Here is a 21,555-nt window from a genome sequence, read left to right on the forward strand (position 1 = left end):
GCTATAACTTCTGCTCCCTCATCGCTGCCGTCCAAATGAGTGCCTCATGCTAAACAAAGGATTGTTCCTGGCCTGCGCGCTGGTACTGCTCAGTGCCTGCGATTCCTCTTCGTCCGACAAGCCCGCGCCTGTCCCCGCTCCACCTGCTGCGGCAGTTGTGCAACCGGGCCCCGCCGATGCCAAGCCCAAGCCTGCGGTGGATATTCCCGCGCTGAGCAAGCGGTACGCCGGGCGCGAGTTGACGGTGGTGGACGTCTCCGAAGTTCAGCTCGATGGCGCCAGCACGCTGTCGTTGAGCTTCTCGGTGCCCTTGAACCCTGATCAGAAGTTCGCTGAAAAAGTGCACCTGGTCGACAGCAAGGACGGCAAGGTCGATGGCGCCTGGGAGCTGTCGGACAACCTCATGGAGCTGCGCCTTCGTCACCTCGAACCCAAGCGCAAGCTGGTGCTGACCATTGACCCGGGTTTGGCGGCGGTGAACAACAACACCCTGGCGGCAGAGTATTCCGCGCGGCTGGAAACGGCTGATCTGCAAGCGACGGTGGGCTTCGCCAGTCGCGGCAGTCTGCTGCCAACCCGGCTCGCTGAGGGGCTGCCGGTCATTGCCCTCAACGTCGATAAAGTTGACGTCGAATTCTTTCGCATCAAGCCTGAGTCGCTGCCTGCGTTTCTGGGCTCGTGGGAAGGCTCCTCAAGCCTTGAGAGTTACCAGTCCAAAGAACTGCTGCCCCTGGCTGATCTGGTCTACAGCGGCCGTTTCGACCTGAACCCTGCGCGCAACACCCGCGAGACCGTGCTGCTGCCGATCTCCGGCCTCAAACCGCTGCAACAGCCGGGCGTTTATCTCGCCGTGATGCGCGCTTCGGGGACCTACAACTACACGCAACCGGCCACGCTGTTCACCCTCAGCGACATTGGTCTGTCGGCGCACCGTTACGCCAATCGCCTGGACGTGTTCACCCAGGCACTGGAAGGCGGCAAAGCCCTGAGTGGCGTTGACGTCGAGCTGTATGACGAGAAAGGCCGTGTGATCGGCCAGGGCAAGACCGACAACGCCGGCCACGCCGAGCTGCCGTTGCCGGCCAAGGCTCAGGTGCTGCTGGCCCATCAAGGCGAGCAGACCAGCATGCTGCGCCTGAACAGCGCCGCTTTGGATCTGGCGGAATTCGACATCACTGGCCCCAAGGCCCATCCGCTGCAATTCTTTATCTTTGGCCCGCGCGACCTCTATCGTCCGGGAGAAGTGGTGCTGCTCAATGGCTTGCTGCGTGACAGCGACGGCAAGAGCGTGAAACCTCAGCCGATCACCGTGGAAGTGCGTCGTCCGGATGAGCAGGTCAGTCGCAAGTTCGTGTGGGACGCTGACGCCACCGGGCTCTATCAATATCAGTTGCAGCTGTCGGAAGAAGCGCCGACAGGTCGCTGGCAACTGGTGTTTGATCTGGGAGACGGCAAGCCGCAGCTGTATGAATTTCAGGTCGAGGACTTCCTGCCGGAGCGGATGGCGCTGGAGCTCAAGGGCAGCGACACCCCGCTGGCCCCTGATGCGGCGTTCGATGTGGCGATCACCGGTCGATACCTCTACGGTGCGCCGGCGTCGGGCAATCGCCTGAACGGTCAGCTGTATGTGCGTCCTCTGCGTGAAGCGGTTCCCGGTCTGCCCGGTTATCAGTTTGGTTCGGTGACCGAGGAAGACCTCAAGCAGGACCTGGAGATCGAAGACAGCACGCTGGATGCTGACGGCAAGCTTGACTTGAGTATCGACAGCCAGTGGGCCAAGGCCCGTTCGCCGCTGGAGCTGGTGTTGCAGGCCAGTTTGCAGGAGTCGGGTGGACGTCCGATCACACGGCGACTGACCCAGCCGGTCTGGCCAGCTGACGCAATGCCAGGCCTGCGTGGTTTGTTCGATGGCGAAGCCACCGACGGCGACGGCCCGGTTGAGTTCGAAGTGCTGATGGCCGACGCCCAGGGCCACAAACTGGCCGCCGACAACCTCAAGGTGCGGCTGGTCCGCGAGCGCCGCGATTACTACTGGAACTACTCCGACAGCGATGGCTGGAGCTATCACTTCAACGAGAAGTTTCTCAACCTGTCCGAAGAAACCCTCAGCGTGAAGAAAGACTCGACTGCGAAAATCAGCTTCCCGGTCGAGTGGGGCCCGTATCGCGTCGAAGTCGAGGATCCAGCCACCGGCCTGATCAGCAGCGTGCGTTTCTGGGCCGGTTACCGCTGGCAGGACAACGCCGAAGGCGGCGCCGTGCGTCCCGATCAGGTCAAGCTGGCGCTGGACAAACCGGCCTATGCCGATGGCGACACCGCAAAAGTGACGGTCACGCCACCGTCGGCGGGTAAGGGCTATCTGTTGGTGGAGTCCAGCGAAGGGCCGCTGTGGTGGCAAGAGATCGATGTGCCCGCTGAAGGCAAAACCTACGACATCCCGATGGACAAGAAATGGGCGCGTCATGACCTCTATGTCAGCGCGCTGGTGATTCGTCCGGGTGAGCGCAAAGCCAACGTCACGCCGAAACGCGCCGTGGGCGTGCTGCACCTGCCGCTGGATCGTTCGCAGCGCAAGTTGGCGCTGACCTTCACGGCACCCGAGAAGATGCGGCCCAAGCAGCCGCTCAAACTGAAGGTCAATGCGAAGAACGCCGACGGCACGATACCGAAGAGCGTGCATGTGCTGGTCGCCGCAGTGGACGTGGGCATTCTCAATATCACCGAATACGCCACGCCCGATCCGTTCGCGGCGATGTTCGGGCGCAAGGAATACGGCGCCGATCAACTGGACATCTACGGGCAGTTGATCGAGGCCGGCCGTAATCGTCTCGCCAGTCTGGCCTTCGGGGGCGATGCGGCACTGGCCAAGGGTGGCAAGCGCCCGGAAACCAGTGTCACCATCGTCGCCCTGCAAAGCGCGCCCGTGACCCTGAACGAGCAGGGCGACGCGGAAGTCAGCGTCGACATCCCGGATTTCAACGGTGAGCTGCGCATCATGGCCCAAGCCTGGACCGACGAGCGCTACGGCATGGCCGAAGCCAAAACCGTTGTCGCGGCGCCGCTGATTGCCGAGCTGTCGGCACCCCGATTCCTGGCGGGTGGCGACCAGACCAAGGTGGCGCTGGACCTGTCGAACCTTTCCGGTAAAGCGCAGAAGCTCAATGTGCAAGTGGTTGCTGAAGGGCAGTTGAGTCTTGCAGACGGCGACGGCGCGAAAGCCGTCAGCCTGAATCAGGGGCAACGCACCACGCTGCAGATTCCGGTCAAGGCGCTGGGCGGCTTCGGTCAGGGCGTGATTCGGGTCACGGTCAACGGCCTGGATCTGCCGGGCGAAAACCTGCCGGCCTTCAGTCGCGAGTGGACCATCGGCGTGCGCCCTGCGTACCCGGCGATGCTCAAGCAATATCGCGCGGTGTTGAAGGATCAGGCGTGGAGCCTGCCGGAGGGCGCCCTTGAGGCCTTCGAGCCGGCTGGGCGCGAGGCGCTGCTGTCGGTGTCGAGCCGTCCGCCGCTGAACCTCGGCGAACAGATTCGCGCGCTCAAAGCCTATCCCTACGGTTGCCTGGAGCAGACCACCAGCGGCTTGTACCCGTCGCTGTACGCCGACGCCGCCACGCTCAAGCGTCTGGGCCTCCAAGGTGAATCCGATGCCGACCGCAAGCGCAAGATCGAGCTGGGCATCGAGCGACTGATCGGTATGCAGCGCTACAACGGCAGCTTCGGCCTGTGGGCGGCGGACGGCGAAGAGGAATACTGGCTGACCGCGTACGTCACCGACTTCCTGCTGCGCGCTCGCGATCAAGGGTTTGCCGTGCCACCGGACGCGCTGAAGAAAGCCAATGAGCGGCTATTGCGTTACTTGCAGGAGCGCAATCAGATCGAGGTCAATTACAGCGAAAACGCCGACCACACCCGCTTTGCCGTACAGGCCTACGCCGGTCTGGTGTTGTCGCGCAGTCAGCAGGCGCCGCTGGGTGCACTGCGCAGCTTGTTTGACCGCCGCAGTGATGCGCGCTCGGGCCTGCCGCTGGTGCAGTTGTCCATCGCGCTGGAAAAAATGGGCGACAAACCCCGCGCGGATCAAGCGTTGCTTGCAGGACTAGCGGCCGGTCGCAAGGCCAACGACTGGCTCGCCGATTACGGCAGCCCGTTGCGTGATCAGGCGTTGATTCTGTCGTTGCTGGAAGAAAACAAACTCGCACCGGAGAAGGTCGAGGAGCGGCTGTTTGCGCTGGCTGATCAGGTCGCGGCGAACCGCTATCTGTCGACCCAGGAGCGCAATTCGCTGTTCCTTGCCGGTCGCGATCTGCTCGGCAAGCCCGAGGCCAAATGGGCGGCGACGCTGACCAGCGGTAGCAACAATCGCGAGCTGAGCAACGACCAGCCAGGCGTCAAACTCGACAGCTCAGTGCTGGCCGCGCCGTTGACGGTGCAGAACACCGGCGGCGACACGCTGTATCAGCAGATGACGATTTCCGGTTATCCCTCCCAGCCGCCTGCGGCCGGGGGCGAGAACCTGTCCATCAGTCGCGACTACCTGGGCATGGACGGCGCGGCGCTGAACCTCAATGGGCTGAAGAGCGGCGAACTGGTGTTGGTGCATCTTGAGATCAAGGCCAAGGAACGCGTGCCGGATGCGTTGGTGGTGGACCTGCTGCCGGCCGGTCTGGAGATCGAAAACCAGAATCTGGCGCAGAGTTCGGCCAGTCTCGAAGACGCCAGCGAGTCGGTGAAGCAATGGCGCGAATCGATGGAAAACGCCGGCGTGAAGCATCAGGAATTCCGCGGCGATCGCTATGTGGCTGCGGTGGACCTTGAGGGCTTCAACACGGTGCACCTGCTGTATCTGGCGCGGGCTGTGACGCCGGGCGTGTACCGCGTGCCGCCGCCGCAAGTTGAGTCGATGTATCGACCGAACTGGCAGGCATTGGGCGAAGCGCCGGCGCAATTGGTGGTGAAAGGCAAGAAGTAGGGATTACGCTGATGATCGCTCCCACGCTCTGCGTGGTAGCAGCCTTTACTGACGCTTTGCGTCAGGTGACGCTAGGGGACGACGCTAGGGGACTGATTTATTTACAACGCTCCACCGTAAATTAATCTGTCCCCGGTTCCTGACGTATCAATGAATAATCCAGCTCAACAGCCATAGCCCCAGAAACAGCCAGATGATCCCCATGATGATCGAGGCGCGCATGAAGGCGCGGATCGCTGAATACAGCAGCATCAACCCGACAATCAGGGCCACGATGCTGACGATTGAAGTGTCCATGCCCAGCGTGCGCGACAGGCCGTCAACGAAATTGCCGCCCGCGTGAGTGAACATGTTGAACAACCAGCTTAAGCCGTCGACGACGAAGCGGATCACGGCGCCAATCACTTGGCCGAGCCATTCGAAAACGCTTTCTACCTGCATATCTGCTTCCTGATGAGGGACGTGGACCAAAAACGGCACTGCTCGCTTTGGCTGTCGATTGTCCGGGCGAGTTCCCTGTCGGGTAAAGGCTTTCTGTGAAGATCACTCGATTATCGCTGCGACAGATCCGCTCGGGGATATGGGAGCGGGCCTGTTTGCGAATGGGGCGACGCTGTGCTCGCGCTGTCGCCTGGCTCATCGGCAGCCTGCTAATCATGTGTCTGCTGCTCTGGCTCGCCGACCGGATCTGGCCACTGCCCTTGCCCAAGGACGATCTGGCGCGCGTGGTGCTCGCCGAAGACGGCACGCCGTTGTGGCGATTCGCCGATGCCAATGGCGTCTGGCGCTACCCGGTGACGGTCGATCAGGTGTCGCCTTATTACCTCGAAGCGCTGCTGACCTACGAGGACCGCTGGTTCTATCAACATCCCGGCGTGAACCCCATGGCGCTGGCGCGCGCGGCCTGGCAAAACCTCAGCGGTGGCCATGTGGTGTCCGGCGGCAGCACCCTGTCGATGCAGGTGGCCCGCTTGCTCGATCCACACTCGCGCACACTGGCTGGCAAGCTTCGACAGCTGTGGCGAACCGCGCAGCTGGAATGGCACCTGTCCAAACAGGACATTCTGGTGCTGTACCTCAATCGCGCGCCGTTTGGCGGCACGTTGCAGGGCGTCGCCGCTGCAAGTTGGGCTTATCTCGGCAAGTCCCCGCAGCAACTGACCCATGCAGACGCGGCGCTGCTGGCCGTGCTGCCCCAGGCGCCGAGTCGTCTGCGTCCTGATCGCCACGCGCAACGCGCCCAGGCGGCGCGGGACAAAGTGTTGCGGCGTCTGGCCGAGTTCGGCACCTGGCCGCAGGGTGCCGTTGACGAAGCGCTGGAAGAACCGCTGCTGCTCGCGCCGCGTCAGGAACCGAGCCTGGCGCCCTTGCTCGCCCGGCGTCTGAACCGCCCCAACAGCCCGCCGTTGATCCACACCACCCTGGACGCCGGCCTGCAGCGTCGTCTCGAAGACCTGCTGCTGGGCTGGCGCGCGCGTCTGCCCGAGCGCACGTCGGCCGCGATTCTGGTGGTGGAAGCGCAGAACATGGCCGTGCGCGCCTACGTCGGCTCGGTGGACATCGGTGACGCTAAGCGTTTTGGTCATGTGGACATGGTCAGCGCGCTGCGTTCGCCCGGCTCGACGCTCAAACCCTTTCTCTACGGCAAGGCCATCGACGCCGGGCTGATCCATTCGGAGTCGTTGCTGCAGGACGTGCCCCGGCGCTATGGCGATTACCGGCCGGGTAATTTCTCGTCGGGTTTTAACGGTGCGGTGGCGGCCAGCTCGGCGCTGTCGATGTCGCTGAATCTGCCAGCGGTGCAACTGCTGGAAGTCTATGGCCCGAAACGCTTCGCAGCGGAGCTGCGCAACGGCGGCGTGCCGCTGACCTTGCCGCCCCTGGCTGAACCCAATCTGGCGTTGATCCTGGGCGGTGCAGGCAGTCGGCTGGAGGATCTGGTCGGTGGCTACAGCGCGTTTGCGCGGGGCGGGCGCAGTGCGGACATTCGCTTGCAGCCCGATGACCGTCTGCGTGACCGACCGATGATGTCGCCCGGCGCGGCGTGGATCATTCGGCGGATTCTCAGCGGCCAATCCCGGCCTGACCTCGATCCCCACGCCGAGCTTGTGCAGCGCCCGCAACTGGCCTGGAAAACCGGCACCAGTTACGGCTTTCGTGATGCCTGGTCGATTGGCGTGGGGCCGAGGTTTCTGATTGGCGTGTGGATTGGCCGGCCGGACGGGACGCCGGTGCCGGGGCAGTTCGGCTTGGCGTCGGCAGCGCCGCTGATGCTGCAGGTTCACGACCTGCTGGTGAACCGCGACGCCCAGCGCAACATCCTGCCGCCCGTGTTGCCGGTGCCGCTCAACGTAGGCGTTGCTGCCATCTGCTGGCCTCTGGGGCAGCCGATGAGCAAGAGCGACCCGAACTGCCGTCGCCAACGTTTCGCCTGGACCCTCGACGGCACGACGCCGCCGACCTTGCAGGCGACCGATCAGCCGCTGGGGTTGGGGCTCACGGAGAAAGTCTGGCTGAACGACAAAGGCCTGCGCGTCGCGGCAAGTTGTCCAAAGGCTCAGCCAAAAGAGATCGCCCTCTGGCCGGCGCCCCTTGAACCCTGGCTGCCGAAGAGCGAACGGCGCGAGGCGCGTTTGCCGGACATCGATTCGTCATGCCCGCCCCAGGGATTGAGCCTGGCGCCGCCGTTGTCCGTGGTGGGGGTGCGAGAGGGCGATCAATTGCGCTTGCCGGCCGGCAGTCAGCAGCTGTTGCGGCTTACGCTGTCGGCGCTGGGCGGGAGTGGCCGACGCTGGTGGTTCATCGACGGCACGCCGGTGGGCGACACCGCCAGTCAGGACAGCTACACCCACACCTTCACGCGTTTGGGGCGCTACCAACTGAGCGTGCTGGATGAAAGCGGGCAGACTGCTCGGGTGGAATTCAGTGTGGTGGATTGAAACGTAGAGGCCCGTGCGTGAGACCCATGGTCAGAGGTGGCGCCGATCCACTGTAGGAGCCGGCTTGCTCGCGAATTGGTCGGTACATCCACTCAATTTTCGGCGGTTGAAATGCCTTCTTCGCGAGCAAGCTCACTCCTACATGGACCTCACAGGCTGACGGCCGGATCAACCCTCAACGCGGCGGGTACTGCTGCAGGATGTTCTGCACCGTCTGGCGCAGGGCCTGCTCGCGCGCAGCAGGGTTGGCGTTGCCGTCGCTGACCATCTGCTCGGTGCTGCCACGCCACACCAGCTTGCCGTCCTTGCCGTCGAGCATGTCGATCTGCAGGGTCGAGACTTTGTAATCGACGTTGCGCGTCTCGGTGCCGATCGGGCCGCCCCAGTAGCCGCCCCACGGATTGCCCCAATAACCGCCAGCGCCGCCGTAATTGGTAGTGACCGTTTGCTGGCGGTTTTCAACGATCAGCCACGCCTGCAGTTGCACGTCCGCTTTCACGCCGGGCGCTGCCATGCGCAGGCCGCGCTGCTCCAGTTGCTCGCCGACCGCCTGGCGAATGCGCTGTTCGGTCAGGTCACTTTTGATGCGCGGATCGTTGGGCTGATATTGCAAACCAGGCTCCTTCCACGCCCATGACCGGTAGGCGCCGAAATCGCGCTGGGCGTCGAAGTCGCGATTGACCCGATCGGTCTGGCAGGCGCCGAGCAGCAGGGCGACACAAAGGACAGCAATGCGGCGGTACATGGGATTTCTCCAGCGTGTAAAAAAACGCCAAGGGGCGTGAAATCAGGACGGCGGGTAAGCCGTCAGGGCTTGTTGTACGGCCTGGCGCAGGGCTTTGGCGCGCGTCGACTGATCGCCGCCGCTGGCGGTTTCGGCGCTCGCGCTCCACACCGGCTGGCCGCTGCGGGCATCGAACAGACTGATGCGCACTACAATCACCTGTTCTTGATACGTGCGCACGACCGGCACGCTGGCATAGCCGCCGTAACCGTTGCGGTAGCCGTTACCACCGTAATAGCCCACCCCTGAACCGCCGTAGTACGGGTCGTAATAGTCATCGCGCACCTGACGAATCCGGGTCTCTGCATGGGCGTCAGCGGCCACGCGCAGGTCAGCCGCCTGGGGGTTCTGTGAAGGCCGCAGACCGCGCTGATCCAGCCCGTTGCTGACGGCTTCGGCCAGTTGAGCCGAGTCTGCCCAGAGGGTGCCCGGCGGCAACTGGCCGTTGAGCCAGGCCCAGTTGCGATAGCGGCCATAATCGCGCGGCGCCGCAGGGTAAGCGCTCATGTCGATGGCATTGGCAGCGTGAGGCGGCGCCGGTGGAATGGCCGCAGACACAGCGCGGTAAGGATTGGGGCTCTGGCAGGCGGCGAGGCCCAGGCAGAGGGAAAGCAAAGCGAGACGGCGTTTCATGAGGGTCTCCGCAGCGTGCGTTAAGCAGCGAGTAAACCAGCGTCTGTTATAAGGGGCGGCACATCCAGTGCAGGTAGCGTCCCAGCCCGGCGAAGGCCGGGTGGCGACGATGGGCCAGCTCCATTTCCAGCAGGTCCGCAAGGTCGGCTTTGGCCTGGAACTCGACCGGCATGTAATCGTGAAAAACCCGAATGCCACTCTGGGTTTCGACTCGCCACAGGGAGCCAAGTTGCGCCGCCAGTTCGCGGGGATCAAGCGGCTCTTGGGGCGTCAGGCTCTGTTTTTCGCCGGCCAGGGTGTTCTTGCGCATTTTGCGGAAGTGGCCTTTGAGCAGGTTGCGGTAAATCAGTGCGTCGCGGTTGTAGAACGCCAATGACAGCCAGCCGTCGGGCTCGGTCAACTGATGCAGGACCGGAAGAATCGTGAACGGCTCGTCCAGCCACTCCAGCACTGCATGGCAGATCACCAGGTCATAACGCTCGGTCAGAATATCGGGCAGTGCTTGCCACGGCGCCTGAATGAAGTTCGCCGTCTGCCCCGCGTCGGTAAAGCGCTGACGTGCGCCTTCGAGCATGGGGGCGGCGGGTTCGGCCAGCGTCACATCATGCCCGCGCTCGGCCAGCCACAGCGACATGTGCCCAAGCCCGGCGCCGATGTCCAGCACGCGCAACGGACGGTCCGGCAGGCTTTCGATAAGGTCAGCCTGTAGCACCGCCAACCGGATCGCCCCCTTGGCGCCGCCGTAGATTTTTTCAGCGAAGCGCGTCGCCATTTGATCGAAATGACGGTCGCTCATTGGCTGAACCGCCGTTCGCCGTCGGCCAGTTTCGCGCGCACCACTTCATTCATGTCCAGGCCCAGCTCGCTGCACAGCAGCAGCAGGTAAAGCACGATGTCCCCGACCTCCTGACCGGCATGGGCCAGCTCGTCCGCCGGTAACTGACGGGACTGATCCTCGGTCTTCCACTGGAAGATCTCCACCAGCTCAGCCATTTCCACACTGGCGGCCATGGCCAGGTTTTTCGGGCTGTGAAATTGCCGCCAGTCGTTGTTATCGCGGATGCGATGCAGGCGTTGGGTGAGTTCGTCGAGGTTCATGGGGGTCTCCTGAAGGTGCGTAGCTTCAGGGGGATAGGCGATTGACGCAAGGGGGCGCGATGCTCCGGGACGCAGGTTTAATACCCGCTACGGCGGTGCGCCGATTCCCGGCTAAAGCCGGTCCCACTAAACAGCCTGCGTTCCCGACCTCACTGACACGCCTCACGCTCTTAGTGGGACCGGCTTTAGCCGGGAAGGCGTCAGATGTCACAGCGCAAAACTACGGGCGCACGATAGGCGCAGCCATCACTCCGTGGCAGGCCGCCAGCTCCCCAGCATATGCACGATCCCTTCCGCGCCTTCCAGCTTGAACTGCCCATGGGACCCCGCCGCGCTGGCAGACAACGTCACCCCGCTCGGCAGCCGCACCGGCTTTTGAAACTCCACCGAAATTTCCACATTCGACGCCGGCAGATGATCTTCAAGCGCTGCCAAGGCACGGCTTTTTATCCACAACCCGTGGGCAATCGCCTTGGGAAAACCGAACAGTTTGGCGCTGCTGTCACTGAGGTGAATCGGGTTGTAGTCGCCACTGACCTTGGCGTACTGACGACCAATGTCCGAAGGCGCTGACCACGTCGCCAGCTCCGTCATCGGCAGCGGCGCCGGTTCGTAATCGCCTTCGATCTCGCCGTCCACGTGAACGTCACGGCACAGCATCGTGCTCTCTTCTTCCCACAGCAGGCCCAACGCGTCTTCGACCTGGGTGATCACGCTGAACGTCGCGCCCTTTGCATGGGGTTTGAGCTGGCCAACGTGCACGCTGACCTGCACCTTGATCACGCTGCCGAGGGGCCGACGAATGCTGATCCGGTTGTGCAAGTGGACCAGGCCGAGGAGCGGGAAGGGGAAATCCTTGTCGGTAAGCAGTTTCATCTGCAGCGGGAAGGCCAGCACATGGGGATAGGTCGGCGGCAGCAGACTGCCCGGCACAAAGCCGCAGACGTGGGCGAACGCTTTAACCTTGTCCGGATCCACTGACATCCAGCACCGCAGCCCTTGATCCGGTAGTTTTGTGCCGCTGACCTTGCGCCGCAACGCCGCTTGCATGAACAGGCCGGGCAGGGCCGGGGGCGTGTCCAGATACCGCCAGTGCGCACTCATCGAGGTTCTCCTGTGGTCATGCTGCAGATCAGGCACGCACCGGATCGACGGGGCGGCTATTCAATCCATCCGTGACTCAACTCAGGCTCAGGCGCCGAGCACGCTCTGGCCGCACACGCGAAGCACCTGGCCGCTCATTGCGCCGGAACCCGGTTGACCCAGCCAGGCCACCGCTTCGGCCACGTCCTGCGGCTGACCGCCCTGGCCCAACGAGCTCATGCGTCTGCCCGCTTCACGCAAGGCAAATGGCATATGCGCCGTCATGCTCGTTTCGATAAAACCCGGCGCCACGGCGTTGATGCTGATGCCCCGCGCTTTGAGGGTCGGCGCCATCGCCCGGGCATAGCCGATCAGCCCGGCCTTGCTCGTGGTGTAGTTGGTTTGCCCGCGATTGCCCGCCAGCCCGCTGATCGACGCCAGCAGAATCACGCTGCCATTCTCGCGCAGCACGCCGCTGTCGATTAGCGCCTGGGTCAGCACCTGCGGTGCGTTGAGATTCACGTCCAGCACCGAGTCCCAGAAGTCCGCCGGCATATTCGCCAGCGTCTTGTCCCGGGTGATGCCGGCGTTGTGCACGACGATATCCAGGCCGCCGGGCAAGTGTTCAATCAACTGAGCGGCAGCGTCCGGTGCGCAGATGTCCAGGACCAGCGCCTGCCCACCAAGACGCGCCGCCAGCGCATCGAGATCGGATTTGGCCTGGGGCACATCCAGCAACACCACCTCCGCACCGTCGCGAGCCAGGGTTTCCGCGATGGCCGCGCCGATGCCTCGGGCTGCCCCTGTCACCAGCGCTTTACGTCCTGCCAACGGGCGGGTCCAGTCCTGAACCTGCTGCCCGCAGGCACTCAGGCGAACGACCTGACCAGAGATGAACGCACTCTTCGGCGACAGGAAGAATCGCAGCGCGCCTTCGAGCTGATCTTCCGCGCCGTCCTCTACTTGCAGCAGTTGAACCGTGCCACCGTTACGCATTTCCTTGGCCAGGGAGCGGCTGAAACCTTCGATGGCCTGCTGGGTGCTGGCGGCCAGCGGATCAGTTTGAGCATCCGGCGCGCGGGCAAGAATGACGACGTGGGCGCTGTTGTCCAGATGACGCAGGATCGGCTGAAAGAATTCGCGCAACTGACTCAGTTCGGAGGTGCGCAGCAGCGCGCTGGCGTCGAACACCACGGCCTTGATCTTCGCGCTCTGCTCGGCAGTCCAGGGGTGAGCGCCAGTGACTTCGCCGCCAGCACTAAGGAGCACGTCGGTCAGGCGCGGCGCAAAGTTGCTGACCCGCTCGGCCAGCGGCCCTGTGCTCAGCAACAGCGCACCCTCCACCGGACGCAACCGACCCGCCTGCCAGCGCTCCAGACGTGCGGGAGCAGGCAAACCGACGGCGCCGACCAGCTTGCGGCCGAGGTCGGAGTTGACGAAGTCAATGTAGCGATCGGATGCCATGGAACACTCTCCTTGCGTCTGGGTTCAAATCAGTGGACCGCGTGGTTGGGTAATAGGTCCTACGCTGTCAGGCAGCGCTTCTAAAACGATAGACGCATTCAGGGCAGGGAGATTTTGATGATTCAGACACGACGCGTGGCCATTGTCGGCGGCAATCGCATTCCGTTCGCACGCTCCAACGGCGCGTATGCCACCGCCAGCAATCAGGACATGCTGACCGCTGCGCTGGAAGGTCTGATCGAGCGCTTCAACCTGCATGGGCTGCGCATGGGCGAAGTCGCTGCCGGCGCGGTGCTCAAGCACTCCCGTGATTTCAACCTCACCCGTGAGTGCGTGCTCGGCTCAAGGCTGTCGCCGCAAACGCCGGCCTACGACATTCAACAAGCCTGCGGCACCGGTCTCGAAGCGGCGCTGCTGGTGGCGAACAAGATCGCCCTCGGCCAGATCGAGTGCGGCATTGCCGGCGGCGTCGACACCACCTCCGACTCGCCCATCGGCGTGAACGAAGACCTGCGGCAGATCCTGTTGCAGGTCAATCGCAGCAAGACAACGGCCGACAAACTTAAGGCGCTGATGCAATTGCGCCTGCATAACCTCAAGCCAGAGCTGCCGCGTAACGGCGAACCGCGCACCGGTTTGTCGATGGGTCAGCACTGCGAACTGATGGCGCAAACCTGGGGCATCCCCCGCGAGGCCCAGGACCAACTGACGCTGGAAAGTCATCAAAAAATGGCCGCTGCGTATGCGCAAGGCTGGCAGGACGACCTGCTCACGCCATTCCTCGGCCTGACCCGCGACAACAACCTGCGCACTGATGCGAGCCTGGAAAAACTTGCCTCGCTCAAGCCCGCCTACGAGCGCAGCGCAAAAGGCACGCTGACGGCGGGCAACTCGACGCCACTGACTGACGGCGCGTCGCTGGTGTTGCTCGCCAGCGAAGACTGGGCGCGGGAGCGTGGGTTGCCGGTTCTGGCCTACTGGCGGGATGGCGAGGCCGCCGCCGTGGATTTCGTGCGCGGCCACGAAGGCCTGCTCATGGCCCCGGTCTACGCCGTCCCTCGCCTGCTGGCGCGCAACGGCCTCACGCTGCAAGACTTCGACTACTACGAAATCCACGAGGCGTTCGCCGCCCAGGTGCTGTGCACGTTGAAGGCGTGGGAAGATCCGGAATATTGCAAAACGAGGTTGGGGTTGGACGCACCGTTGGGCTCTATTGACCGCAACAAGCTCAATGTCAAAGGCAGCTCCCTGGCGGCGGGGCATCCTTTTGCCGCAACCGGTGGCCGCATCGTCGCCAACCTGGCCAAATTGTTAAGCGTGTCGGGGCAGGGCCGCGGACTCATCTCCCTATGCGCGGCGGGCGGTCAGGGCGTTACGGCGATACTTGAGCGCTGAGTGGGTGAGCAGATGGCTGCTTCGGTTATAGGCTATCTCCCTGCGATCCAGATCGATGTCTGTCGTGGTTAATACGGTTGTCAGGACGCCTGTAGTGGATGAGTCGGTTCAGTTTCGGTCTAGCCAGCACCCACCTCAAGCGTCAGCAGGCATTGGTCAATCCAGAGGGAACCGTATGCACCGCTCAGAAAATCAATAGAAGTGATATTGCCCTGTGTAAAAGTCACTGTCTGCCAATCAGCCAACCTCTTAATCACCTTGTCCTCAATCTGACCGTTGCCATAATGACAACGCCATGTCCCGTCGTTCTGATACAAAAAAGATAGGGTGATGGCCCGCAAGGGCTCGCTCATTTTTAGAGTCGCCGATAAGGTGATCCCTAAGATGCGAGTATGTTCACCTTGTTCAGATATGAGGAATTCATGTCCTTTAGCAGTTGAAAAATCGATGTGGTCGGTGATGAATCTGAATCCATAGGTGCCCAAGGCATAATTCTTGAAGTCTTGCACAACGTCTATATTGCTCGTTTGCGAAATGCTGTAAGGAAGTGAGGTTTCATCTACTTTAGCCCTAAGTTCGTGATTTCCCTTCGCAAGAGTGAGTTGACAGGTCCATGTACCATCGATGGAGTCAACTGATGTGATGACTTTGTCGTTATCGCTAATTTCGACAGAAGTGGTGTGAGTGTCTAGAGGCTTCATTTTTCATTCCTGATTTTATCCGGTTTAGGCATTATTGTTGGTATGTTCATTGAGCATTTCCGTATACGGTTAAGGTGCGTCGCTCCAGAAAGCATCAGGGTACTTAGCAGGAAAACAGACTCGGCCTGTGTCGTGGTTGTGCTCGCTGCCTTAGCGCTTCGAAGTTATTAACAGAAATGCCGCGGGCGAGATGAGTCGCTACGTTCAAGTCTTTCATTTTTGGGAAGGTGGGCTTCGGGATAGTTAGCTAAATTCGAAGTTGTCTACTACCTCCCAGTGGTTAGTCTTTACTTTGAGTTCTATCAAGCCTATGGGAGTAGCATGGGTGAACTCAATTTTATCTTCGTGGATGGGGTCGTTGATCTCGCCGAGAAAATAATGGTCTTTGTCATAATAGGTCACAAGGAGAACTCCGGTATCCGGAATTCGCGAAAAAGTAACGGATTTTGCAGGTGATTTTGGAACTATTTCGACTGTGGCTCCGTTGCCGATGTGGAGGCTGTTGCGGTCTGCTGGGGCTGCTGGGTAAAGTGCAATTTTCGCCTGCCCCTTTCTTAATGTGATCTCGGTCAAAGATTTGGGGCCTATTATGGAGGTATCGATTATAAGCTTGCCAACGGGTATGTCTTCGAAGTCTTCCTTAATGGGTAGCTCCGACGCGCCTCCTACGACAGTATACGTTTCTGATGTGTTACCGCCGGCTCGCGCGGTGAAACTATGAATGCCTTCACTGAAGGGAGACACAGTGTAAGTCCAGGAGCCGTTTGCCTCTGTGGGTGCAGTGCCTATAAGTTTTTCTCCTTCGAGAATTTCTACTTCGACGGAGCGGGCTTCATGAGTTGACATTCGCAAGTCCTTTTGATGGTTAGTTTCAGGTGTTCTGTCTCTTTATAGATCCGCGCTTCGTTTCTCGCAAATTCTGCTCAGACCCATTGGCGATAAACGCGCTCATGGCTATCGCGGTTAAGAAACCGGCGAGCTCAAGTGCATTCGTGAGCTCACAAGCACGCGGGTTAGTGGCAGGCCGCATTGATGACCCGCGTAAGTGTGTGCGAATCCTCCTGGATTTCCTGAACTCGCATGAGGCAAACAGTCGATTAATCTGCAGCGAAGGCGCGCCCCGTTCTAAATAAACTCAATCCCCGACTCCACGCTCAATTCGGCTTCCGCCACTGGCAAAAGTCTGGAACAGGCGCGTAGACTTCTGCCTCCCGACACATGGCACGCATATGCCGAACAACGGACACCGCCCATCGCGCAACGCCGAAACTCGGCGCTTGATTCCAACGCTGACCGACTTGCCTCGCCCGCTATACGCCAGAGCGGAAAGCCTGAGCGCGGGCTCGTGGACCCCGACGCATCGCCACGACTGGGTGCAGTTTTCCTACGCCATCAGTGGTGTGCTTGGGGTCCATACCCCGCACGGCAGTTTCTTTGCGCCGCCGCAGTGGGGCGTCTGGATTCCTGCCGGGCTCGATCATGAAGTCGTCACGTCAACTCGTGCCGAGATGCGCAGCCTCTACGTGCGCAAGGAAGACTGCACCTGGTCGCCGGACCGCTGCCGGGTGCTTGAAGTCACGCCACTCGCCAGGGAGTTGATAAAGACGTTCTGCCAGCTGCCGGCAGATTACCCGGAGGTCGATAGCGCCGAGTCTCGTCTCGTTCAGGTACTGCTCGATCAATTGGCGAATTTGCCCGAGGTGGGTTTCTCGCTCCCACTGCCTCGTCATCCACGCTTGCTGGGACTGTGTGGTGAACTGATCGAAGCGCCGGATCAAGCGGTTACCCTTTATGACTGGGCGGCGCGTTTGAATATGTCGGAAAAAACCCTGACGCGATTGTTTCAGCGCGAAACCGGCTTGAGCTTCCGGAGCTGGCGGCAGAGGGCGCGCCTGCTCTCGTCACTCAATGCGCTGGAGGAAGGGGTGAGCGTGACGAGCACCGCGCTTAACTGCGGTTACGATTCGACGTCGGCTTTTATCGCTGCTTTCAAAGGGCTTTTCGGGAGGACCCCTGGCGAGCTGTTTCGCGGACCATGAGCGAAGATTGTCTAGTCGGGTTATTGCCGCTCTTCGATAAACACTGCCATACAGACGACAGCGGGTCGGAATTATGCGTCGGCACGAATGCTGCTTGGCCATGTGGCGGGGATGTCGTGAGACAACTGGCATACGGTCAATCGAGCTGACCCCCCTACTCGCTGGCAGAAGATTGCCGTATAACGAGCAACAATCGCGTGTTTGGCAACGAAGGACCCCCAATAAAAGCTGATGAAGACTCCTAAACGCATTGAACCCCTGATCGAAGACGGTCTGGTGGACGAGGTGCTGCGCCCGCTTATGAGCGGTAAAGAGGCAGCTGTTTATGTGGTGCGCTGCGGCAAAGAGCTACGCTGCGCGAAGGTTTACAAGGAGGCAAACAAACGAAGTTTCCGCCAGGCTGCGGAGTATCAGGAGGGCCGCAAGGTCCGCAATAGCCGTGATGCCCGCGCCATGGCGAAGGGCTCTAAGTTTGGACGCAAAGAAACCGAGGACGCCTGGCAGAACGCCGAGGTCGCGGCGTTGTTCCGACTCGCGAGCGCGGGTGTCAGGGTTCCCAAACCGTTCGACTTCCTCGAAGGCGTGCTGCTGATGGAGATGATTTGTGACGAATACGGAGACGCGGCGCCGCGCCTGAACGACGTCACGCTGGAGCCGGATCAGGCACGGGAATATCACGCGTTCCTGATCCAGCAAATCGTCCTGATGTTGTGTACCGGTCTGGTGCACGGTGACCTGTCGGAGTTCAACGTGCTGTTGACGCCGACCGGGCCTGTCATCATCGACCTGCCGCAAGCGGTGGACGCGGCGGGCAACAATCACGCATTCAGCATGCTGGAGCGCGACGTCGGCAACATGGCTTCGTACTTCGGTCGTTTCGCACCTGAACTGAAGCAGACGCGCTACGCCCGCGAGATGTGGTCGTATTTTGAGGCAGGCACGTTGTCGCCGGCGACCGTCCTGACCGGGGTATTCGCTGATCCGGATGAGATTGCCGACGTCGGCAGTGTCTTGCGTGAGATCGAAGCGGCGCGGCTGGATGAAGACCGTCGCCAGGCGGGGCGTGCGGCGGACGATGCGCCGCCGGGGAAAACCGAAGAACCGCCGCCGCCCTGGATGCAATAATCGACAAAGAAAAACCCGGCTCAGGCCGGGTTTTTTCGTTGGCGGCTAGTAATTCAAATCCGCTTTCTTCAAATACATCCCGTTGGGCCCGGACGCGATGCGGTATTTCAAAACATCACCCGCATTGATGTGCAGGCGCGTGTTGTTCTGCGCTTCAATGCCCGGCGAGCAGCCCGGCGTCTGGCCCGGCAGCACACGCAAGCGCACCGACAGGTCGCCGGCTGGCAAGTTGAATGAGCGTGACTCTTCCTGATACAGGCGCCCGACCAGTTGGTCCTGCATGAAAATCCCTATTTCGCAGGAGGTGGAGACCTCCAGGCGCTCGCGGGAAATGATCAGCACGCCATAGTCCTGATCGGCATGAGCCCAGGATGCGCACGCCAACAGGCCGGCGAAACCTGCAATACGAATGGCTGACCAGCGCATGGCTGATTCTCCTGATATGACGGTTGTAGGCGCACTCTGGCGCAGAGCGCAGATGAATACCAGCCCGGCAGATCCCTCGGAAACTTGACCTTGCCCCGACGGGAAGGTCTTAGATGGCGTTATCACACGTTTTCGATGAGAACAGGAGGCAGCACATGCAGGTATTCAAGGTTCAAGGCATGACCTGCGCACATTGCGTGCGCGCCGTCACCACCGCCATTCAGGGTGAAGACCCGGCGGCAGATGTGCAGGTTGATCTCGACAAGGGTGAAGTGAAGGTCCAGAGCCTGCTTGACGCCAAGCAGGTGGTGGGATTAATCGAAGAAGAAGGCTATACCGCAACAGCAGCCTGACGCAGTTCTTGTAGGAGCGCGCTTGCCCGCGAATTGCGGTTTGTCATTCCCTGGTCATGTGTCTGGAAAAACGCATTCGCGGGCAAGCGCGCTCCTACCGTCCTGCACAGCTCAATAGTGATACCACTTCAGCTCCAGCATCACTTCATTCACCGGCGAGGTCAGTTGGCTGAAGTCCCGCTGCGCACTGAGCCGCAGCCCGAGGTTGCGCGACAGTTCCCATTGCTGATTGAGGCTGATGTTGCGCCGCACTTCACCGTTGGTGAAGTAATCGCCCTTGGTTTCCAGACTGAAATTACCCAGTGGATTGCGCCACAGCACACCGGTGTTGAACCCCGCGGCTGGCGAAACCAGGGCAGAGAAATCGTTGTTGTGCTCAATCCGCACCGTTCCCATGGCGAAGCCCAGCACGTCGTCCCCAAGCTTCCACGTGCCGCCGGCGCCGCCGTTGACCTGGCTGACCAGGTTCTCGTCGCCGTGCTTGCCCAGTACGCGCTCAAGGCCGCCCGCCACTTGCCATGACCACGGCTGCAGCAGCTCGTTGCGCGGTGTGAGCGAGCGTATTGTCGCCAGATCGAGCCGCTGCACTTGCCAACGATTGTCTTCGTATTGGCGCAGCTTGAGCTGGAGGATTTCGATCTGCGCGCCCAGCGGGAAGCCGTACGCGTTGTCGTTCAAATCGTGGTACGCCATGCGCAGGCCGTATTCGGCAAACGCCTTGTCATCCCGCGTCCCCGCACCCAGTTGCCAAGTGCGCGACTCATGCCCGTCTTCCGGCAGTCCCGGCCGCTCAATCTCCAGCGCAGGTGGCGGATTGGTGCTGATCGCGCGCAGCAGTTCATAGCTGCGTTGAGCGCTTGTAGGGTCACGCTCCTGGCCATTGGCGCGATACCGCTCCAGCCTGTAGGCCGCGTCCTGAATCAACGCGCGACGCTCCTTAGGCAGGGCGATGTAATCGGCACTCTGCATTTGCTTCTGGTCCGCACTGACTTTCAACACCCATTGCTGCTCGTCGTGATTCAACGGCTCGGCGCGGCTCAGCAGCTCGCGCTCCCGGGAAGGGCGATAGTCGATCTTCTCGACAAGTCCTGCTTCTTTCACAGCACGAACGGTGTCCGTGGGAATGGCTGTCAGACGAAACTGCGGCGTCAGGTCCAAGCTCGGGCGAGCCACCTGGAGCAGCTCCAGCAAACGGTAGGAGCAGTTTTCGTCGAAGAAGAAATAGCCGAAGCGAATCTGTTTGAGTTCCCACACGTGCTCGACCATGCGCCGGGTTTCTTCCGGCGTCAGATTGAGGCGGTATTCCCACAGATCACGATTCTCGAGACTACGGTACTCGGACAGTTTTTCCTGATACGGCACCAGCGCGAACAGACCGGGGTAGCCGCCCGCCAGGCCTTTCCAGGCATACAAGATGCTGTTGTCGGAACCCTCGATGTAGGCGCCGAAATTGATCGCGTAGCTGAGCAAGGCGGTCTTGTTGGTCTGCACGTCCGCTTGATCGATGCGCAGCAGCGTGTGACCGAACATGGAGGACGGGCTGTTGAGGTACGCCGCCGGGAAAATCAGCACCGTGCTGTCCGGGGCCACATCGGAAAACCACTTTTTGAATTCTTTGCAGTCGACTGCAGGCAAATCGGTCAGCTTCAATTCGTCACGCAAAAAACGCGTGCGGGACGGATAGACGCATTGCGGATGGGCGTTTTCCTGACCTTGGGCGAGAGGACGGTAGATCGCCTCAAGGGTCGCGGCCAGCTCGGCTTTGGGATCATGGGCGCCGTTCTGGGCAAGGAAGAACTTCGGGTCATCGACATAGCTGCGCCAGCCACCCAGCTTGCCGGCTTCGTAGTGACCGATGGAGATCCAGAACCTGGAATTGGCCAGTTGCTGCAAACGATCATTGTCGACGTGAGGCGCGGCGTACAGCGGGGCGCAGACACAGAGCACCAGCCAGGCAAGGCGTTTGATCATAGAGTGGCAACTAGTCAGAAGTGGGCAGGGCGGAGAACCTGCCTTCCGGGGAGGAAGGCAGGCGGCACGACTTTAGGCTTGGGTCGCGTATTTAGCCAGAGTCGGATCGTTCTTCAGGATGTCGATGGTGTTGGTGTGAACGTCTTCAGCAGTGGCGTCGGCCTTGGTGAAGATCTGCTGATAGTGCTCGTGGGTGACTGCGGCGAAATGCGCACGGTCTTCCGGTGCAACGCCCAACACGACCGCGTACGTGGTCAGTGCTTCGCCTTGGCCCATGGCCATGTCCTTGGAAAGCTCATCCATCATGCCGTTCATGGCAATCCAGGATTTGCCGCCGTAAGTCAGCGCGCTGTTGGTGGAGCAACCGTTAGTGCCCGAGGTCATGCCGAAGGTGGCGTTACCCGAAGTACCGTTGGTGGTGGAAGCGAGGAAGTGAGCGGGAGTACCGCGTTGACCTTCAAACAGCATGTTGCCCCAACCGCAGTCCGGACCGCCAGGAGCTTGAGCCATGGCGTTGATGGACACAGCGGCGAAGAGAGTACCAAGAAGAATCCGTTTCATAGCTTTAGTCT

18 protein-coding genes are annotated in these 21,555 nt (G+C 61.1%); 6 read left to right on the forward strand and 12 right to left on the reverse strand.

Annotation, left to right across the window (positions count from 1 at the left end; all coding sequences use genetic code 11):
• Positions 1-46 precede the first annotated feature (46 nt).
• Entirely contained in the window at positions 47-4,972 is a 4,926-nt protein-coding gene (locus BMY98_RS14945; protein WP_074890467.1) for an alpha-2-macroglobulin family protein, read from the forward strand.
• Positions 4,973-5,119: 147 nt separating this feature from the next.
• Here the strand turns inward: BMY98_RS14945 and BMY98_RS14950 are convergent, their stop codons facing one another.
• Positions 5,120-5,413 (reverse strand): hypothetical protein, encoded by a 294-nt coding sequence (locus BMY98_RS14950; protein WP_074890469.1) that lies wholly within the window; start codon positions 5,411-5,413, stop codon positions 5,120-5,122.
• A 161-nt stretch (positions 5,414-5,574) separates the two neighbouring features.
• Here BMY98_RS14950 and pbpC point away from each other — a divergent pair, with 161 nt between their 5' ends.
• Complete coding sequence (gene pbpC, locus BMY98_RS14955) at positions 5,575-7,911, forward strand: peptidoglycan glycosyltransferase PbpC (RefSeq protein ID WP_074890471.1); 2,337 nt, start codon at positions 5,575-5,577, stop codon at positions 7,909-7,911.
• Positions 7,912-8,086: 175 nt separating this feature from the next.
• On the opposite strand, the gene BMY98_RS14960 is transcribed toward pbpC, so the two are convergent.
• From BMY98_RS14960 to BMY98_RS14985, 6 genes are all read right to left on the reverse strand, one after another.
• Positions 8,087-8,656 (reverse strand): DUF4136 domain-containing protein, encoded by a 570-nt coding sequence (locus tag BMY98_RS14960; RefSeq protein ID WP_074890473.1) that lies wholly within the window; start codon positions 8,654-8,656, stop codon positions 8,087-8,089.
• Positions 8,657-8,698: 42 nt separating this feature from the next.
• Positions 8,699-9,328 (reverse strand): DUF4136 domain-containing protein, encoded by a 630-nt coding sequence (locus BMY98_RS14965; protein WP_074890475.1) that lies wholly within the window; start codon positions 9,326-9,328, stop codon positions 8,699-8,701.
• A gap of 46 nt (positions 9,329-9,374) precedes the next feature.
• On the reverse strand, positions 9,375-10,124 hold the full coding sequence (locus BMY98_RS14970; RefSeq protein ID WP_074890477.1) for a methyltransferase domain-containing protein: 750 nt from the start codon (positions 10,122-10,124) through the stop codon (positions 9,375-9,377).
• Positions 10,121-10,426: a MazG-like family protein gene (locus BMY98_RS14975; RefSeq protein ID WP_074890478.1), complete on the reverse strand. Its 306-nt coding sequence runs from the start codon at positions 10,424-10,426 to the stop codon at positions 10,121-10,123. Before BMY98_RS14975 ends, BMY98_RS14970 begins: the two co-directional genes overlap by 4 nt.
• Before the next feature lie 246 nt (positions 10,427-10,672).
• Positions 10,673-11,530, reverse strand: coding sequence for a MaoC/PaaZ C-terminal domain-containing protein (locus BMY98_RS14980; RefSeq protein ID WP_074890480.1), 858 nt, complete (start codon positions 11,528-11,530; stop codon positions 10,673-10,675).
• 87 nt (positions 11,531-11,617) lie between these two features.
• Entirely contained in the window at positions 11,618-12,973 is a 1,356-nt protein-coding gene (locus BMY98_RS14985; RefSeq protein ID WP_074890481.1) for a 3-oxoacyl-ACP reductase, read from the reverse strand.
• Positions 12,974-13,090: 117 nt separating this feature from the next.
• Here BMY98_RS14985 and BMY98_RS14990 point away from each other — a divergent pair, with 117 nt between their 5' ends.
• Positions 13,091-14,368, forward strand: a complete 1,278-nt coding sequence (locus BMY98_RS14990; RefSeq protein ID WP_074890483.1) for an acetyl-CoA C-acetyltransferase — start codon at positions 13,091-13,093, stop codon at positions 14,366-14,368.
• A 119-nt stretch (positions 14,369-14,487) separates the two neighbouring features.
• Here BMY98_RS14990 and BMY98_RS14995 read toward each other — a convergent pair whose 3' ends face one another.
• Together BMY98_RS14995 and BMY98_RS15000 are read right to left on the reverse strand one after the other, a co-directional pair.
• Positions 14,488-15,069, reverse strand: a complete 582-nt coding sequence (locus BMY98_RS14995) for a hypothetical protein (RefSeq protein ID WP_074890485.1) — start codon at positions 15,067-15,069, stop codon at positions 14,488-14,490.
• A gap of 243 nt (positions 15,070-15,312) precedes the next feature.
• Positions 15,313-15,915 (reverse strand): Ig-like domain-containing protein, encoded by a 603-nt coding sequence (locus tag BMY98_RS15000; RefSeq protein WP_074890486.1) that lies wholly within the window; start codon positions 15,913-15,915, stop codon positions 15,313-15,315.
• 383 nt (positions 15,916-16,298) lie between these two features.
• Between BMY98_RS15000 and BMY98_RS15005 the strand changes: the two genes are divergently transcribed.
• Together BMY98_RS15005 and BMY98_RS15010 are read left to right on the forward strand one after the other, a co-directional pair.
• Complete coding sequence (locus BMY98_RS15005) at positions 16,299-17,108, forward strand: AraC family transcriptional regulator (protein WP_074890488.1); 810 nt, start codon at positions 16,299-16,301, stop codon at positions 17,106-17,108.
• A gap of 231 nt (positions 17,109-17,339) precedes the next feature.
• Positions 17,340-18,233: a PA4780 family RIO1-like protein kinase gene (locus BMY98_RS15010; RefSeq protein WP_074890490.1), complete on the forward strand. Its 894-nt coding sequence runs from the start codon at positions 17,340-17,342 to the stop codon at positions 18,231-18,233.
• A gap of 45 nt (positions 18,234-18,278) precedes the next feature.
• On the opposite strand, the gene BMY98_RS15015 is transcribed toward BMY98_RS15010, so the two are convergent.
• Positions 18,279-18,659 (reverse strand): hypothetical protein, encoded by a 381-nt coding sequence (locus BMY98_RS15015; protein WP_074890492.1) that lies wholly within the window; start codon positions 18,657-18,659, stop codon positions 18,279-18,281.
• A 155-nt stretch (positions 18,660-18,814) separates the two neighbouring features.
• Between BMY98_RS15015 and BMY98_RS15020 the strand changes: the two genes are divergently transcribed.
• Positions 18,815-19,012 (forward strand): heavy-metal-associated domain-containing protein, encoded by a 198-nt coding sequence (locus BMY98_RS15020; RefSeq protein WP_074890493.1) that lies wholly within the window; start codon positions 18,815-18,817, stop codon positions 19,010-19,012.
• A gap of 111 nt (positions 19,013-19,123) precedes the next feature.
• On the opposite strand, the gene BMY98_RS15025 is transcribed toward BMY98_RS15020, so the two are convergent.
• Both BMY98_RS15025 and BMY98_RS15030 read right to left on the reverse strand, forming a co-directional pair.
• Positions 19,124-20,983: an Lnb N-terminal periplasmic domain-containing protein gene (locus BMY98_RS15025; RefSeq protein ID WP_074890495.1), complete on the reverse strand. Its 1,860-nt coding sequence runs from the start codon at positions 20,981-20,983 to the stop codon at positions 19,124-19,126.
• 72 nt (positions 20,984-21,055) lie between these two features.
• Positions 21,056-21,544: a DUF3015 domain-containing protein gene (locus BMY98_RS15030; protein ID WP_065987685.1), complete on the reverse strand. Its 489-nt coding sequence runs from the start codon at positions 21,542-21,544 to the stop codon at positions 21,056-21,058.
• Positions 21,545-21,555: the final 11 nt, after the last annotated feature.

It is taken from the genome of Pseudomonas graminis (genome assembly GCF_900111735.1).
Lineage (GTDB): Bacteria > Pseudomonadota > Gammaproteobacteria > Pseudomonadales > Pseudomonadaceae > Aquipseudomonas > Aquipseudomonas graminis.

Bases quoted from the DNA above. Each gene is read 5' to 3' on its own strand.
- BMY98_RS14950 (WP_074890469.1), bottom strand. From the start codon at position 5,413: ATGCAGGTAGAAAGCGTTTTCGAATGGCTCGGCCAAGTGATTGGCGCC.
- BMY98_RS15000 (WP_074890486.1), bottom strand. From the start codon at position 15,915: ATGTCAACTCATGAAGCCCGCTCCGTCGAAGTAGAAATTCTCGAAGGA.
- BMY98_RS15020 (WP_074890493.1), top strand. From the start codon at position 18,815: ATGCAGGTATTCAAGGTTCAAGGCATGACCTGCGCACATTGCGTGCGC.
- BMY98_RS14945 (WP_074890467.1), top strand. From the start codon at position 47: ATGCTAAACAAAGGATTGTTCCTGGCCTGCGCGCTGGTACTGCTCAGT.
- BMY98_RS14970 (WP_074890477.1), bottom strand. From the start codon at position 10,124: ATGAGCGACCGTCATTTCGATCAAATGGCGACGCGCTTCGCTGAAAAA.
- BMY98_RS15010 (WP_074890490.1), top strand. From the start codon at position 17,340: ATGAAGACTCCTAAACGCATTGAACCCCTGATCGAAGACGGTCTGGTG.
- BMY98_RS14990 (WP_074890483.1), top strand. From the start codon at position 13,091: ATGATTCAGACACGACGCGTGGCCATTGTCGGCGGCAATCGCATTCCG.
- BMY98_RS14985 (WP_074890481.1), bottom strand. From the start codon at position 12,973: ATGGCATCCGATCGCTACATTGACTTCGTCAACTCCGACCTCGGCCGC.
- BMY98_RS15030 (WP_065987685.1), bottom strand. From the start codon at position 21,544: ATGAAACGGATTCTTCTTGGTACTCTCTTCGCCGCTGTGTCCATCAAC.
- BMY98_RS14980 (WP_074890480.1), bottom strand. From the start codon at position 11,530: ATGAGTGCGCACTGGCGGTATCTGGACACGCCCCCGGCCCTGCCCGGC.
- BMY98_RS15005 (WP_074890488.1), top strand. From the start codon at position 16,299: ATGCCGAACAACGGACACCGCCCATCGCGCAACGCCGAAACTCGGCGC.
- BMY98_RS14960 (WP_074890473.1), bottom strand. From the start codon at position 8,656: ATGTACCGCCGCATTGCTGTCCTTTGTGTCGCCCTGCTGCTCGGCGCC.
- BMY98_RS14975 (WP_074890478.1), bottom strand. From the start codon at position 10,426: ATGAACCTCGACGAACTCACCCAACGCCTGCATCGCATCCGCGATAAC.
- BMY98_RS14995 (WP_074890485.1), bottom strand. From the start codon at position 15,069: ATGAAGCCTCTAGACACTCACACCACTTCTGTCGAAATTAGCGATAAC.
- BMY98_RS15025 (WP_074890495.1), bottom strand. From the start codon at position 20,983: ATGATCAAACGCCTTGCCTGGCTGGTGCTCTGTGTCTGCGCCCCGCTG.
- BMY98_RS15015 (WP_074890492.1), bottom strand. From the start codon at position 18,659: ATGCGCTGGTCAGCCATTCGTATTGCAGGTTTCGCCGGCCTGTTGGCG.
- BMY98_RS14965 (WP_074890475.1), bottom strand. From the start codon at position 9,328: ATGAAACGCCGTCTCGCTTTGCTTTCCCTCTGCCTGGGCCTCGCCGCC.
- pbpC (WP_074890471.1), top strand. From the start codon at position 5,575: ATGGGGCGACGCTGTGCTCGCGCTGTCGCCTGGCTCATCGGCAGCCTG.